This is a genomic window from Elstera sp., from assembly GCF_044372965.1.
GTDB lineage: Bacteria > Pseudomonadota > Alphaproteobacteria > Elsterales > Elsteraceae > Elstera.
Map to the genome: position 1 here is coordinate 1 of NZ_JBILQX010000085.1, position 14,444 is coordinate 14,444.

Annotated in this window: 13 protein-coding genes; 2 read left to right on the forward strand and 11 right to left on the reverse strand. The window is 59.6% G+C overall.

Annotated elements, in window-relative coordinates:
• Nucleotides 1-67 precede the first annotated feature (67 nt).
• Nucleotides 68-793: a helix-turn-helix transcriptional regulator gene (locus tag ACIQ36_RS11725; protein ID WP_395829405.1), complete on the forward strand. Its 726-nt coding sequence runs from the start codon at nt 68-70 to the stop codon at nt 791-793.
• A 184-nt stretch (nt 794-977) separates the two neighbouring features.
• Here the strand turns inward: ACIQ36_RS11725 and ACIQ36_RS11730 are convergent, their stop codons facing one another.
• The 10 genes from ACIQ36_RS11730 to ACIQ36_RS11775 all read right to left on the reverse strand — a co-directional run bounded on the left by ACIQ36_RS11730 (nt 978) and on the right by ACIQ36_RS11775 (nt 12,059).
• A complete protein-coding gene (locus tag ACIQ36_RS11730; RefSeq protein ID WP_395829407.1) occupies nt 978-2,828 on the reverse strand; it encodes an AAA family ATPase in 1,851 nt (616 codons plus the stop codon).
• Nucleotides 2,829-2,891: 63 nt separating this feature from the next.
• Complete coding sequence (locus tag ACIQ36_RS11735) at nt 2,892-3,689, reverse strand: MBL fold metallo-hydrolase (RefSeq protein ID WP_395829409.1); 798 nt, start codon at nt 3,687-3,689, stop codon at nt 2,892-2,894.
• Nucleotides 3,686-4,489, reverse strand: coding sequence for a TatD family hydrolase (locus tag ACIQ36_RS11740; protein WP_395829429.1), 804 nt, complete (start codon nt 4,487-4,489; stop codon nt 3,686-3,688). The genes ACIQ36_RS11735 and ACIQ36_RS11740 overlap by 4 nt, the downstream gene beginning before the upstream one ends.
• Nucleotides 4,490-4,491: 2 nt before the next feature.
• A complete protein-coding gene (gene metG, locus ACIQ36_RS11745; RefSeq protein ID WP_395829411.1) occupies nt 4,492-6,057 on the reverse strand; it encodes a methionine--tRNA ligase in 1,566 nt (521 codons plus the stop codon).
• Between the two features lie 16 nt (nt 6,058-6,073).
• Nucleotides 6,074-7,144 (reverse strand): DNA polymerase III subunit delta', encoded by a 1,071-nt coding sequence (locus tag ACIQ36_RS11750; RefSeq protein WP_395829413.1) that lies wholly within the window; start codon nt 7,142-7,144, stop codon nt 6,074-6,076.
• Nucleotides 7,144-7,791: a dTMP kinase gene (gene tmk / locus ACIQ36_RS11755; protein WP_395829415.1), complete on the reverse strand. Its 648-nt coding sequence runs from the start codon at nt 7,789-7,791 to the stop codon at nt 7,144-7,146. Before tmk ends, ACIQ36_RS11750 begins: the two co-directional genes overlap by 1 nt.
• A 3-nt stretch (nt 7,792-7,794) precedes the next feature.
• Nucleotides 7,795-9,105, reverse strand: coding sequence for a D-alanyl-D-alanine carboxypeptidase family protein (locus ACIQ36_RS11760; RefSeq protein WP_395829417.1), 1,311 nt, complete (start codon nt 9,103-9,105; stop codon nt 7,795-7,797).
• 18 nt (nt 9,106-9,123) lie between these two features.
• Nucleotides 9,124-10,209 carry a septal ring lytic transglycosylase RlpA family protein gene (locus ACIQ36_RS11765; protein WP_395829419.1) on the reverse strand — a complete coding sequence of 362 codons (1,086 nt, stop codon included), beginning with the start codon at nt 10,207-10,209 and terminating at the stop codon, nt 9,124-9,126.
• Nucleotides 10,202-11,191, reverse strand: a complete 990-nt coding sequence (locus ACIQ36_RS11770; RefSeq protein ID WP_395829421.1) for a lytic transglycosylase domain-containing protein — start codon at nt 11,189-11,191, stop codon at nt 10,202-10,204. Before ACIQ36_RS11770 ends, ACIQ36_RS11765 begins: the two co-directional genes overlap by 8 nt.
• A gap of 73 nt (nt 11,192-11,264) precedes the next feature.
• Nucleotides 11,265-12,059 carry a YdcF family protein gene (locus ACIQ36_RS11775; RefSeq protein ID WP_395829423.1) on the reverse strand — a complete coding sequence of 265 codons (795 nt, stop codon included), beginning with the start codon at nt 12,057-12,059 and terminating at the stop codon, nt 11,265-11,267.
• A 134-nt stretch (nt 12,060-12,193) separates the two neighbouring features.
• On the opposite strand from ACIQ36_RS11775, the gene ACIQ36_RS11780 reads away from it, so the two are divergent.
• Nucleotides 12,194-13,687 carry a GGDEF domain-containing protein gene (locus ACIQ36_RS11780; protein ID WP_395829425.1) on the forward strand — a complete coding sequence of 498 codons (1,494 nt, stop codon included), beginning with the start codon at nt 12,194-12,196 and terminating at the stop codon, nt 13,685-13,687.
• Here the strand turns inward: ACIQ36_RS11780 and ACIQ36_RS11785 are convergent.
• A partial coding sequence (locus ACIQ36_RS11785) for a LysR substrate-binding domain-containing protein (protein WP_395829427.1) occupies nt 13,655-14,444 on the reverse strand: 790 nt, incomplete at its 5' end. The genes ACIQ36_RS11780 and ACIQ36_RS11785 overlap by 33 nt on opposite strands.

Genomic DNA, 14,444 nt, shown 5'->3' on the forward strand with positions numbered 1-14,444 from the left:
AGCTAACACGACCCGTCTAGAGTGAATTGGTGCCATAATTTGGCACCAAATATGCTAAACTTCGAAAATGAACATCCGCGTCCGACATGATTCCATCGTGCGCATCCTTCGGCGCAACGGCACCTCCACGGTCAATGATTTGGCGGAGGAAGTTGGGGCTTCACGGCGAACGGTGCTGCGCGACATCGTGGCCTTGCGCGACCAAGGTTTCGTGATCCATTCCGAATCCGGCCGGGGCGGCGGGCTTCAGCTTGATCCAGAATCGGTGCAAACCACGGCTCGGCTCTCCGTGACGGAGGTGTTCGCGCTGCTGATCAGCGTGGCCGCAATGCGCGCAGCCCGGTCCCTGCCCTTTTCCGACCTTGCTGATTCGGGGCTTGCCAAAATCGAGAAGAGCCTGCCTGCGGAGAAGGTGCGCGACCTGCGCCGACTTCTTGATTGCCTGTATGTCGGGCAACTGTCGCCCAAACAGGATATTTCGAACCTGGGGGGGATCGATCCGCTTCTACTGCCCGCCTTCGAAACAGCATTTCTCCAACGGCTACACCTGCGGTTCCACTACCGGGACGCGAAAGGCGTGGAAACCCTCCGCGAGGTCGAGCCCCAGGCCCTTCTGATCCTACCGCCCCTCTGGTATCTCGTGGCCTGGGATGCCGCCCGCGACGATTTCCGCCACTTCCGCATGGACAGGATCAGCACGCCGGAGATCGTAGAGGGAACGCAGTTTCGCCGACGGCACGTCCCTTTTGACGACGATGTTTGCCCGTTTGGGGAGTTGCCTCAAGGTCTTTAAAGACAGGTAACGGGCGAGCATCGACGCGGACGCCGCCCTGCGCTCGACCAACGCCAAGTTCGACCGGCGGTTTCGGTTTATCCAAACAGCGGTGACGGCGGACGGGAAGTCGGTCGAGGGGGCGAGTTTGGCGGAGATGGATGCGCTGTGGCAGGCGGCGAAGGGGACTTCATTACCCTCCAGATTACAATCCTAAGTATAGACTTGAGTTTGTATATTGATGAACCCAGTAAGCGTATTCAAGTCCGTGCTTATAGTCTTTTAACCCAGAATTACGTATTCCATTTACTTGTGTCTCTGCAATAGATTTAACGGACCGTATCGCTTTTTCTACGGTTGAAGAAGTTATATTTTCCAAATATTTCTTGTGAATCAGATGTGCTTTCAACCCCCGCCCCGCCCTGGCGTCATCTGATACGAAATCATCGCCGACGTTCGGGGGAATATTGAACAGTAACTGCAATTCGGCCCGGTCAGGAACGATAAAACCAAAATCATGCGCCTTCTCTCCCACAGGGATACGGTTATCTTCGACAATCAGTAAATAGCCATTGTCAGATAGGAGGCGATCAATCGGCGCTCCTTTTTTAAATAGATTGACCCACTTATCGGGTGAAATCTCATGAAGAACGTTACAGAGAAGAACGATATCAAAACTGCCTATTAATGATTCGGTAGACTGAATATAATCAATCATATTATTTGCATACCGTGCATCTGGATTATCATAATATCGAGCAATAACCGCCTTGCACTCGCGCGCATGATTGGGGTGCGCATCGAATGCAAAATAGTCGAATTTGTCTTCTGGTTTCTTCGATGCTTTTTCTGCCAATTCGGCCAAACCATCCAAAATTCGACCTCGACCAGCCCCATAGTCGAGCAACCGAAGCCGCTCCCTATTTTCGAGATTCGAGAGAACGCGATATATTTGGTTATTCTGGGCGTCGCCAGTTGTTGAGCCGACGACGCCCGGGGGCATAAGGCATTGAACTGCATAATTTATTTGGGCGAGAATCTCAGGAAGTTCCGTGAAGCTCCGTAATTCGTTGATGCGGTCTTGGTCGCCCAATAGACTTTTCAAGACGTGTTCAGGTGTGCGCCCAGCACGTTTTACTGAACCGTTTTCAACAAACCAGAGAGAGTTTTGATCCTTTGCATGAATATAACTAATAAGAGGCACCGAATGAGTTGCAATAAAAAATTGTGCTTCCGGTGCTATAGCCTCCAACTCGGTAATGAAATCTATAACAGCAGATGGGTGTAAATGATTTTCTGGTTCATCTAAAAATAAAGTTAATCCGTCCAATTTACTAGATTGAAAGTGGAGGGCAACAACTATTTGCATGCAGACCCTCTGACCATCGGAAAGGTTGGCAGTGTCAATATCGGATTCAAATATGTTCAAATTTTCCCCAGTTAAAATTATTTTTGTATTCATAATTTTTTCGAAAATTGTCAATAATCGATTAAATTCATCTTTAACTTCTTGGCATTTTGATTCAGTTGCATCTATGTAACCGTTGCTATAGGTATTAAATTTCTTAAACAGACGATCTATGTATGCCAATGAGATTGCATTGTAATTCACTAGCGGCTCTGCCCTTAATTTTTGAATGAGATATTCATATTGCCTATCATTCACATCACGATGTGATTGCAGGGGACCAGATTTTGGTACAAAGTGTAAGATCTCAGGTTTATTTTCATTTATTTCAAAATAGTTATTTATTATTGATAAAATCCTTTTCTTGTCTTCTATTTCATTTCGAAGATGGGTGGTATTCAAAAAATCAACCTCTTCCCGCATTCGAAGTTTTTCCGATAGATAATCTATTGACTCGTATAAATCATCTATGCTGTTGCAATTATTTTTATAAACTGTCAGAAGAGAATCGATTAGGCTTAGTACTCGAGATTTTCCTGATCCATTTTTTCCAGAAAAAACAACAAATTTTCCGATGTTCTTCATATCAATATGGGCAAGGCCCATCTGTTGGGTCTCACTAAGAGGTATATTGATGCTTTTAATCATCTATCTATCCTTTCGTCTTAATAAAAAAACTATTTAAAATAGAATAAAAATAATGTCAATCCCCTAAACCCCCACCACCATCCCATCAAACCCCGGCTCCACCCCGTCCGGCAGCGTAGCCTTCAGCGTCGCATAATCCATATCTTCGTTCATATGGGTGAGAATGGCGCGCTTCGGTTTGACGGTGGCGATCCACTCTAGCGTGCGGGCGAGGTGGCTGTGGGTGGTGTGCGGCGTGGGGCGGAAGGCGTCGACGATCCACAGGTCGAGGCCTTCATACTGCGCCAGCACCTCGGGCGGCATATTCACCACGTCGGTTGAATAGGCCATGCGCCCGAAGCGGTAGCCGTAGGTGCGGATGAAGCCATGGTCTTGATCGACGGCGGTAATGGCAACCCCAGCGGCGGTGAAGGGGCCGGGGGCGATGGGGCGACCATCGAGGCAGGGTTTGAAGAAGAAGGTTACGCCCTCGGGCAAGGGCGCGAGCGCATAGCCAAAAGCGCGCTGGGCGTGCTCGATGGTTTCCGGCGGGCCGTAGGCGGGAATGGCGGCATTCATGAAGCGGTTAATCATCCGCACGTCGTCGATGCCATTCATATGGTCGGCGTGGGCGTGGGTCCACAGCAGCGCGTCGAGGCGGCGGGAGCCGGTCATCAGCAGTTGCTCGCGCAGGTCCGGCGAGGTATCGACCAAAATCGTCACCGCCTCCCCGCTCCCTTCCGGGTCGGCAGGCTCGATTTCCACCAAGATCGACGCGCGGCGGCGGCGGTTTTTCGGCTCACTCGGGTCGCAACTGCCCCAGATGCCGCCGACGAGCGGCACCCCGCCCGACGCCCCGCTGCCGAGAATGGTGATTTTCACGCGGCCTGCTCCAACAGGGCCGCGCGCGGCACCTTATTGAACAGGGTGAAGAAATTTGCCGTGGTCGCTTCCGCCAGGGCGTCGATGGAAACGCCCTTCAGCCCGGCGACGCATTCGGCGGTTTTGCGGGTGAAAGCGGGCTCATTACGCTTGCCGCGATGGGGGATCGGCGCGAGATAGGGCGAATCGGTCTCGACTAGCAGTTTTTCCAACGGCACCGCCTCGGCAACCGTCTGTTTCAGATCGGCGGCGCTTTTGAAGGTGATGATGCCGGAAATGGAAATATAGAACCCCATCGCAAGGCAGGCTTCTGCCAGCCGCCGCGTGCCGGTGAAACAATGGATCACGCCCGTGAACGGCCCGTGGGCGAGTTCGCTTTCGAGCAGGCTGATCGTATCATCATCGGCGTCGCGCGTGTGAATGACCATCGGCAGGCCGGTACGGCGGGCGGCGTCGCAATGCGCCCGAAAACTCTTTTGCTGAAGCTCGCGCGGGCTATGGTCGTAGAAATAATCAAGGCCCGTCTCGCCAATCGCCACCACTTTCGGGTGATGGGTTTCGGCGATCAAGGTTTCTGCCGCATAGCCCCAATCATTCTCGGCCTCGTGCGGATGAACCCCGACGGAGCAGTAGATATTGGGGAAACGTTCGGCCACGCCGCGCACCGTGGGGAAAGCGTGCAGCTTGGTGCCGATGGTCAGCATCAGCCCCACCCCCGCCGCCCCGGCCCGGCTAACGACGCCGTCAAGATCCTCGGCGAAATCGGGGAAATCCAGGTGGCAATGGCTATCGACGAGCAGGGTCACGAGGCCGCCCCCTCTTCTTCCGCAACCCAGCGCGGGAACACGCCCTGCGGCGCGGGCAATTCCGTGCCGGGCACGAGGCGGGTTGCGTAATGGGCAAAGCTGCGCGCCTCGGGGGCTATCGCCACCTGATCGAGCAGCTTTTCGCCCGATGCGGGCATGACCGGCTGAACGATGAGGCCCAATTGCCGGATCACATCGGCCAGCACATAGAGCACCGTTTCCATGCGGGCGAAATCGGTCTTGCGCAGGGTCCAGGGGGCTTGCTGATCGACGTAGCGATTCGCGGCGACCACGACTTCCCAAATCGCCTCAAGCCCCCGGTGGAAGGCTTGTTCGAGGAAGCTCGCGCGCACGCTCTCGTGCAAAGCCGCTGCCGCGTTCAACATCTCGTGATCGGCCTCGGTGAAAGCCCCCGGCGTCGGCACTTTGCCGCCGCAGTTCTTGGCAATCATCGACAGAACGCGCTGGGCTAAGTTGCCGAGATCATTAGCGAGATCGGTGTTGATCCGCTTGACCATCTGGGCATGGCTGAAGTCGCCGTCATTTCCGAAGGAGATTTCCCGCAAGAGGAAATAGCGCACGGGATCAAGCCCATAGGTATCGATCAACACCAACGGGTCGATGACATTGCCCAAGGATTTAGAAATCTTCTGACCCTCGTTCGTCCACCAGCCGTGGGCGAACACGCGCCCCGGCACCGGCAGATCGGCGGCCATCAGAAAAGCGGGCCAGAAGACGGCGTGGAAGCGCAGAATATCCTTGCCGACCATATGCAGCGCCGGCGGCCAGAAATCCTGATAAAGCGCGCCGGTTTCATCGGGATAACCGAGGGCGCTCAGGTAATTCGTCAGCGCGTCGAACCACACATACATAATGTGTTTATCATCGCCCGGAACGGGCACGCCCCAGGAAAAGCTGGTGCGCGAGACGGACAGATCTTGCAGGCCGCTTTTCACGAAGCTCAACACCTCATTGCGGCGCGAGCGCGGGGCGATGAAATCCGGGTTCGCCTCGTAGAATTCCAGCAGCTTTTCGCCCCAATTGGAGAGGCGGAAGAAGTAGCTGGGCTCCGTCACCCACTCCACGTCGGCCCCGGTCGGGGCTTTCTTGCCGGTGGGGGTTTCGATGAGTTCGGACTCGGCGTAATAGGCTTCGTCGCGGATCGCATACCAGCCTTCGTAAGCCCCCAAATAGATTTCGCCCTTCTCCATTAGGCGCGTCCACAGGGCTTGGCAGGCCGCGTAATGGCGCGGCTCCGTGGTGCGGATGAAATCGTCGTTCGTGAAATTCATCCGCGCGGCGAGGTCGCGGAAATTCTGCGAGACTTTATCGGTAAAGGCTTTCGGCTCGATCCCCGCCGCTGCCGCCGATTTTTCCACCTTCTGGCCGTGCTCGTCAGTGCCGGTCAGAAAATGCACTTTCGTGCCGTCCAGGCGCAGGAAGCGGGCCAGCACGTCACACGCGAGCGTCGTATAGGCATGGCCGATATGGGGCTTATCGTTCACATAATAGATCGGCGTGGTCAGGTAATAGCGGGCTACGGCGGACTGCGGCGCGGTCATGGAAATTCCTTCAGAATTATCGTCGCTGGGTCAGAGGCAGAAGGGCCGAGAGAACCGCCTGTTTGCGGTCGAGGTTAAGCCCGTCCGTCTGCCGAAAAAGCTGAGCGTTTTTTTCCCACACCTCGATCAATCGATCAAGGCTTCCCGCCGCGCGCAAGACCGCTTCCGCTGCTTGGGCTTCGCCCGGCAAATCATTGGGAACGCTCCCCGTTCGGGCCGAATGGCGGATGACGCGCATCAGCCACGCATCGAATTGGTCAATAAAACTGCGATATTGGGCGTCGGCGGCGGCTTTGCCGAGCTTTTCGGCAAAGCTGTGCAGGGTGGCGGGATCGCCATTCGGGGCTTGGCGAAGGAGCCCCAGAAGATCAGTCAGCACGCTGCGCGTATCGGGATCAGCCAGCATCAGGGCGCGACCGGGGGCACCATCCGCCAAGGTAATGGCGATAGGATCGAGCGGTTCGCCCTCCAAAACCGCTTCTGCCGCCGTGCGGACATCCTCCGCCGATAGCGGCCCGAAGCGCAGCATTCGGCAGCGCGAACGGATCGTGGGCAGCAGGCGGCCCGGCGTATGGCTCACGAGAATCAGCAGCGCGCGCTTGGGTGGCTCCTCCAAAATCTTCAGCAAGGCATTGGCCGCATTGGTATTCATCTCGTCGGCGCTATCAATGAGCACAATGCGCCAGCCGCCCTGCGAGGCGGTGAGATGCAGGAACTGGCTAATCTCGCGGACTTGATCGACGCTGATCGCCGACTTCATCTTGTCGCGCTTTTCGTCCATCTCCCGCTCGATCACCAGCAGATCGGGGTGGGAGCCCACGGCGATTTGACGGACGGCGGGATGATCGGCGTCGACCGTAAGGCTGGTAACGGGAGCGCTATCGCCGAACAGGCTGGGGCCGCTATCCGCCCCGCCGCCGGTGAGCAGAAACCGCGCCATGCGGTAGGCGAAGGTCGCTTTTCCCACGCCCGGCGGGCCGGTCAGCAGCCAGGCTTGCGGGACGCGATCCCCGGACAGCGCATCGCTCACCAGCCGTTCATTGGCGGTATGCCCAACAAGCGTAAGGGTTTCGCGGGGCGGGCGCATTAGGCGAGATCGGGGAAGCGAGCGCAGACGGCGGCGGCTATCCGGGCGCTCACAGCCTCCGGCGAGCCCTCCGCATCGATCCGCTGGAACCGTTCGGGCTCAGCTTCGGCAAGCGCGGCAAAGCCCTCGGCAACGCGCCGATGAAACGCGAAATCGAGCCCTTCGAAGCGCGCTTCCCCGCCCTTGCGCTGGGTTGCCCGGCGCAGCCCCTCTTCCAAGGGCAGATCGAGCCACAGGGTTAGGCTTGGTAGAAGCCCATCGGTGGCAATGTCCTGCAAGTTTTGCAGCAATGGCAGCGGCAGGCCCCGGCCATAGCCTTGATAGGCCAGCGTCGAATCGGCGAAACGGTCGCAGAGCACCCAAGCCCCGGATTCCAAGGCAGGAAGAATGGTTTTGCGAACGTGATCGCGGCGGGCAGCGGAAACCAGCAGGGCTTCGGTCGCCCCGTCCCAGCGGTCCGCCGCGCCCGTCACGAACAGCGCCCGGATTTCCTCCGCTCCCGGCGAGCCGCCGGGCTCGCGGGTGACAACAACGGTTTCGGCCCGCGCCCGCAGCCAATCCGCAAGGCGCGCGATTTGCGTGGATTTCCCCCCGCCCTCGCCGCCCTCAAAGCTGATGAAGCGCGCCATTTCATTGTGTTGGGCCATCGGCTATTGGGCCGACCCCAGAACGTAATGCCGCATCGCCGCGCCGACCCGCCCGAACAGGCCGAGTTCCGGCACGTCGGCGGCGGCGACCAGCGGGATTTCAATTGGATCGGTGCCGGGGGCCGTAACCACGAGCTTACCAACCGTCTGGCCTTTGAGTACGGGGGCTTCGACCGGCCCGTCGAATTTCGCCACCGCCACCATATCCTTGCGCAACCGGCGCGGCAGGGTGACATAGGCCGAGTCCTTCACCGTCACGCTTACGGAGGGCTGCGCTCCGAGCCAGACGGGAACATCGGTCAGCGGATCGCCGGGTTTACCGACGAGGTACGAATCGAACTCGCGGAAGCCCCAATCCATGAGACGAGCGGTTTCCTGGGCGCGGTCTTTGAGCGATTTCAAACCGTTAACGACCAGAACTAACCGCCGCCCCTCGCGCACCGCCGAGCCGGTTAAACCATAGCCTGCAATTTCGGTATGGCCCGTTTTCAGCCCATCGGCCCCCGGAAAATCATAGAGCAGCGGATTGCGATTGCCCTGCTTGATATTATTGAAGGTGTACTCGCGCTGCGCATACATTCCGTAATATTCGGGGAAGTTCCGAATTGTCGAGAGTGCTAGAACCGCCAAATCATGTGCGGTGGTCCAATGGTCGGGGACGGGCCAACCCGAGGCATTGCGGAAGTTACTATCCGTCATACCAATGATTTTGGCGTGGCGGTTCATTTCGTCGGCAAAAGCTTCCTCAGTGCCCGAAATCCCCTCGGCGAGGGCCACGCAAGCGTCATTCCCGGAGGCAATCACCGCGCCGTGCAGCAAATCCTGCACCGTCACGCGGGAGCCGACTTCGATGAACATTTTCGACCCCCCCGTCCGCCAAGCTTTTTCGGACACGGTCATTTCGTCCGTCATCTTCAAATCGCCCTTTTTGAGCTTTTCGAAAACGATATGCGTCGTCAGCATCTTCGTCATCGACGAGGGATACATGCGCTGATCGGCATTCTTATCCATCAGGATCGTGCCGGTACTGGCATCGATCAGCAGCGCGTGCGTGCCGGTGGTTTCGATGACGGGCCAGCCCTTGGCGTTCACGGTCGGCGCGGGCGGCGGCGGCGGGGTCTGAGTCGGCGGCTTCGCGGGGGCTGCCTTCGCCGCAGGAGCGGGTTTCGTAGCGGGCGGCTTGTTACCCTGCGGCTGTTGTTGTGCGGCGGCGGGCTGGGCCGTTAGGGCCATCGCCACCACAATCGCCCCGAAGACGATGTTGGACAGACGCTGCCGCCGTCCGAAAATATTGAGGCCGAAAATCTCGCGCATCGCCCGGTCCTCCTTCACTCATTCCACCACGAGGCGGGCATCGGGATAGCCGCCGCGATTAATAACATCATCCAAGGTACGGTCGCCATCATCCACGCTGGCGAGCGGGCCGATCCGGACGCGCTGTAGGCGCTGACCACTGGCGGCGACGATGGGCTGAACGACGACCTTGCCAAAGCCGTAGCCGTTAAGCCGCTCGCTCAGAACCCGCGCCCCCGATTCGCTGGAAAGCGCCGCCACTTGAACAAATAATTGTGTCCGTTTCGGGGTCGTTGTCGCGCCGGGGCCGGTTGGATCGGGCGGCGGCGCGATGACCGGCTGCGTCCCGGTGATCGGGGCTTGACCGGTGCCGGGCGGGGGCGATCCGCCAGGGATTGGGCTGGTCTTAACCCCGCTCGGCGCGTCTAACCGTTCAACGGCGACACTGCTGCGGGGGGCGGCATTGGCTTTGGGATCGGTCGGCGGCGGTGTCACGCGCGCGATCAAAGTGCCGCTGCCCTTGCTGGCGGCATCGGACGCGGTACGGCCTTGGCTGCGCAGTGCGTCGGCAATCTGGCGCGATTCTTCCGTTAACACCTGCACGCGTACCCGCGCCGTACCCGCCTGATCGAAGCCGAGCAACTGGGCGCCCCGCCGGGAGATATCGATAATCCGGCCGCGGGCGTAAGGGCCGCGATCATTGATGCGCAGGACAACCGTGCGGCCGTTATCAAGATTGGTCACGCGCACGAAACTCGGCATCGGCAAAGTCCGATGCGCCGCCGTCATTTCGTTTTGATCATAATCTTCGCCGTTGGCGGTGAGCTTGGCGTGAAATCCCGGCCCGTACCAGGAGGCAACACCGCTTTCGTCGTAGTTAAAATCCTCAGACGGATAATAGGTGACGCCGTTGATTTGATACGGTGCGCCGACCTTATAGACAGCTTTTTCCGGCACCTGTGCGGTAATCGACCCGCCGGGTGTGGTGGTTGGCCCGGTTGTCGGTCCGCGCGAGCCGCCGCCACAGGCCGCAAGCCCCGCCGCCATGAGACCGACAAGCCCCAGCCGCAGCGTTGACTGGATGGGAGAAAATTGCACCGCCGTCACCATAATCCGCTTAACCATCCCCAATCCGATCTGCCAGCAAGCCAACCGCCGTGGCGAAATAGGTCGATCTGTTCCAATCCATCAAGGTACGAAAATTGTCATAGACCAAATAAGACGGCCCCTCAGGGCCATCGGGTTGGATGAGCGAGGCGTCGAGGCCCGCAGGCCCCGTCAGCTTTTGCCCATCGGGGCGGGTAATACCGAGCGCCGCCCAGTCGTTCAAGGATTTACGGGTTTTTACGCCAATAAGATCACTCGGCACGGGGAGCGATGCGCGCACTTCTCGCCCCCAGCGCATATCTTGCCGCCAGCCAACACTTGCGAGATAATTGGCGATGGAGGCGAATACGTCGCGCGGATTGTTCCAAACATCGCGTTTGCCATCGCCGTCGCCGTCTTTGGCGTATTTTAGATAGCTCGACGGCATAAACTGCGATTGCCCCATCGCCCCGGCCCAGGAGCCGCGCATTTGGCTAACCGTCGCTTCGCCCCGCTCGACGATGGTGAGGGCGGCGAGCAGTTCGCCCGTAAAAAACGCCTGCCGACGGCCCTCGTAGGCGAGGGTTGCGAGCGCCGGAATGATGGCAAAACCGCCCTGCCCGCGCCCAAAATCGCTCTCGACCGCCCAAAGTGCCAGAATGAAGGGAGCCGGAACGCCGCTTTCCGCTGAAACGGCTTTAAGGGCTGCCCGATGCAGCACGGCGCGCTCCTTAGCGGCCTTCACCCGCGCGTCGCTCACCACGCCCCGGCGGTAGGTTTCGAACCGAATGGTTTTTTCCGGCTGACGCTGATCCAACTCCAGCACGCGGGGGATCGGGGCGATTCCCGTCAGCGCGGCATCCAGGGTGCGCGGTGAAATGCCCTTTTGCGCGGCGTCGAGACGAAATCCCGCCAGCCAATCGGCAAAGCTAGCCTTCTCTTGCGCCGCAACCGGCTGGGCGAGCAGCAGTGCCGCGATGATGGCGGCCCCTCGGCTGATCTTAACCCCCGTCCCTCGCATTGCCGCGCCCCATACTCGTCGTGTATCCGCTCTTCTCGCACAGGTGGGCGTATGACGCAATCACCCGCGCTTATTACGGAGCCGGAAAGAAGCTTTCGGTGCGCCCCAGAGCCCAGTAATACGTAAGGCCAATCCACTCCCGGCTTGCCCAATAAAAATTTTGCAGACCGCTAAGCAAATCGAAACTAATGCGGCTTTCCGGCCAGGAGCCATAATCGACCGGATAGGGCACCACCGGCCAGCCTTGCTTGCGGAAAATTCCCACGGCGCGCGGCATGTGATAGGCGCTTGTGACGAGCAACCAAACCTCGCCCGGCTGGGGTTTGACCAGCGCCGCGCTATAGCGGGCGTTTTCATCGGTATTGCGCGATACGCGCTCGAAGATTACCCGCGCGGGATCGAACCCGACCATGGGCAAAAACCGGTCGCGGACCACATCCGCTTCGCGCACGGCATCGTCGCCATCGATATTCGCAGAGCCGCCCGTCATCACCAGTTTTGCCAAAGGATAGCGCCGCCCGAGATCGACCAGCGCTAGGAGCCGCTCGCCCGCGTCCGAAATCACCAGCGTGTCGAACGCGCCCGAGCGGTTGGTATCCACTGCCCCGCCGAGGACGATGACGCCATCGACTTTGCCAAGCTTAGCCAGATCGGGTTGGGGAAATCGATTTTCGAGCGCGGCCAGTATGGCGTTCGGCACCGGCGTAAGCGTGAGTGTGCCGCAGATCAGCACCAACAGCGTCAGCAGCACCGCCAAGAGCTTCCGCCACCCCAGCAGCGCCGTCACTGCGGCCAATACAACCAGCAGGCCCAGGATATTCGCCGGGTTGACGATGATCCACAGGAGTTTTGAGACAACAAAGGCCATGCGGTGCATCCGTTCCAAAACAAGTGGCCGTGACCATAGTGCCCTTTACCCCCAGCGTCACTCTCCCCATGAAGGCTTGACCCAAGCGGGAGGGCAACGGCAGGGTAGAATTTTCCCGTTCGGAATCCGGTTCGATGTCGCTGCGGATCAAGCTCATCATCGCCCTGCTCAGCACTAGCCTGGTATCGGTGGCCGTCATGTGGGCCGTCGCCTACGAGCGGCTGGATCGGCGCTTCGGGACGATCGTGCAAACCGCATCGGCGCGTAATTTTCGTGGGGATGTTGCGGCCTATTGGCTTACCTACGGCTCGTTGGAGGCCGCCGCCCGAGCGGAACCTCTTACCCAGTTCATTGGGCGCCGGCGAGGCATTTTGGCCGCGCGCGGGATCTTCGGCGATACGGGGGATGTCGATGCTGCCGAGGCGATTCCGCCATATCGTCCGGGAATGTCTGGAGTTGGGCCAGGCGGAGGGCCGGGAGGCGGAGCACGCGGCGGCCCTGGGGGCGGCCCTGGGGCCGGACCGGGCGGAGATCGACCGCCGCCGCGGGGGGACGGCCAGCGCCCACCCCCACCGGGAGGCCCTGAGGGGGGCGAGGGCGGCGGTTTCCGGCCGATCTTCCGCTTCACGCTATTCGATCCTGATGGGTTTGTGCTGAACGCCCGCACCGCCGAGACGCCGCCGAGCGAGCGGGTTAAGGCGAGCGCCGAGGACCGCGCGAAAGCGGTGCCGATCATCGTAAAAGGCCAAACCATTGCCTATCTCTCGGTTGCCGGTGAAGCGAATTATACCGCGACCGATCGGGCCTATCTGGCGGCGACGCAAAATGCCCTGGCCTGGGGGATTGGCGCTGCCGGGATCATGGCGCTTGTCATGGGGTTGCTGGCCGGGCGCTATTTAACCCGCTCCTTGCGCCCGCTCACGCTCGCGCTTGCCAATATGGGCGACGGGGCGATACGCCAGCAGGTGCCCGTCACCTCCCGCGACGAAATCGGCGCGCTGGCGCAAGCGTTTAACCAGATGAGCGAAGACCTCGCCAAAAGCCACGCGGAGTTGCACGAATCCCACCGCCGGATCAGCGAGCAAGCCCAGCAACTCTACGAAGCTAGCATCCGCGACGCGCTGACGGGCCTGTATAACCGCCGGTACTTCGATGAAACCGTCACCCGAATCGCAACCGAGACGGCGGCCAACGCCGCGCCCTTGTCGCTTGCGATTACCGATATCGATTTCTTCAAGCGCATCAACGATCACTATTCCCATGCCACGGGCGACGCCGTGCTGCGCATCATCGGGAAGATCCTGCGCGCCGAAACGCGGGAGGAAGATATTGTGGCCCGCTACGGCGGCGAAGAATTCACCCTCGCCTTCCCCAACACCGACCTTCCCACCGCCGTTAGCCTGTGCGAGCGCCTGCGCCGGAGCGTGGAAGCCTACCCGTGGGAAACCGTCGCCACGACCTTGCGCGTCACCCTTAGCCTCGGCGTCGCGGCGCATGAAAATGGTGTAACGCCGGAAGAGACACTGAAAGTCGCCGATCAGCGGCTCTATTGGGCGAAGGGCAACGGGCGCAATCGCGTCTGTGATCGGGAAGATCTATCGCGGGAGAGTGTTGCCACGCTCGCGTAACGCTTGGGCGGCAAGCCAGGTTTTCACCGCCGTCACCGACGTTGGATGGCGGGGTTTACGCGGATGGATCAGGTAGAAATCCGCGCCGCCGCGCAGCGAAACCGTTGGAAACAGCCGCAAAAGCCGCCCGGACTGAAGATCATCCGCCACGAAAAAATTCGCCGCCAGCGCCAAGCCCTGCCCGGCGATCGCGGCATCGATGGCAAGGGCGGTTTGATTGAAGCGAATATTCTTCGCGGGCAATGCGGACGCGCCGGGGGCGGCGGAATCCAGAAACTGCGGCCAAAAATTATGGGAATCGTGCAGCAGCGTATAGGCGCTCAACCCCGCCCGATCCAGGGGAAGCCCGAGTTTTTCCACCAGCAGCGGGCTTGCGACCGCAACGATCTGTTGCTCGAACAGGAGTTCCGCCACCACTTCCGGGCCGAACGGCGGCGTGCCATAGCGGACCGCCAAATCCACCGCTTCATTCTGAAAATTCGAGAGCCGGTCGGTGGCGAGAATGCGCAGGTCGATATCCGGGTGCGCCGCCGTAAACTCGGGCAGGCGCGGAAGCAGCCATTTTGCGGCAAAGCTGGGGGTGACGCTGATGGTGAGATGCGCCGGTTCGGGCCGTAGTACCGCCGTTGCGTCCGCCATCATCTCCAAGGCGCGGCGGATGTCGGTGATATAGGTGCGCCCCGCCCCGGTCAGCGCCAAGCGGCGCGGCAGCCGTTCGAACAGCGCAAGGCCTAGCTCCGCCTCCAGCCCGCGAATT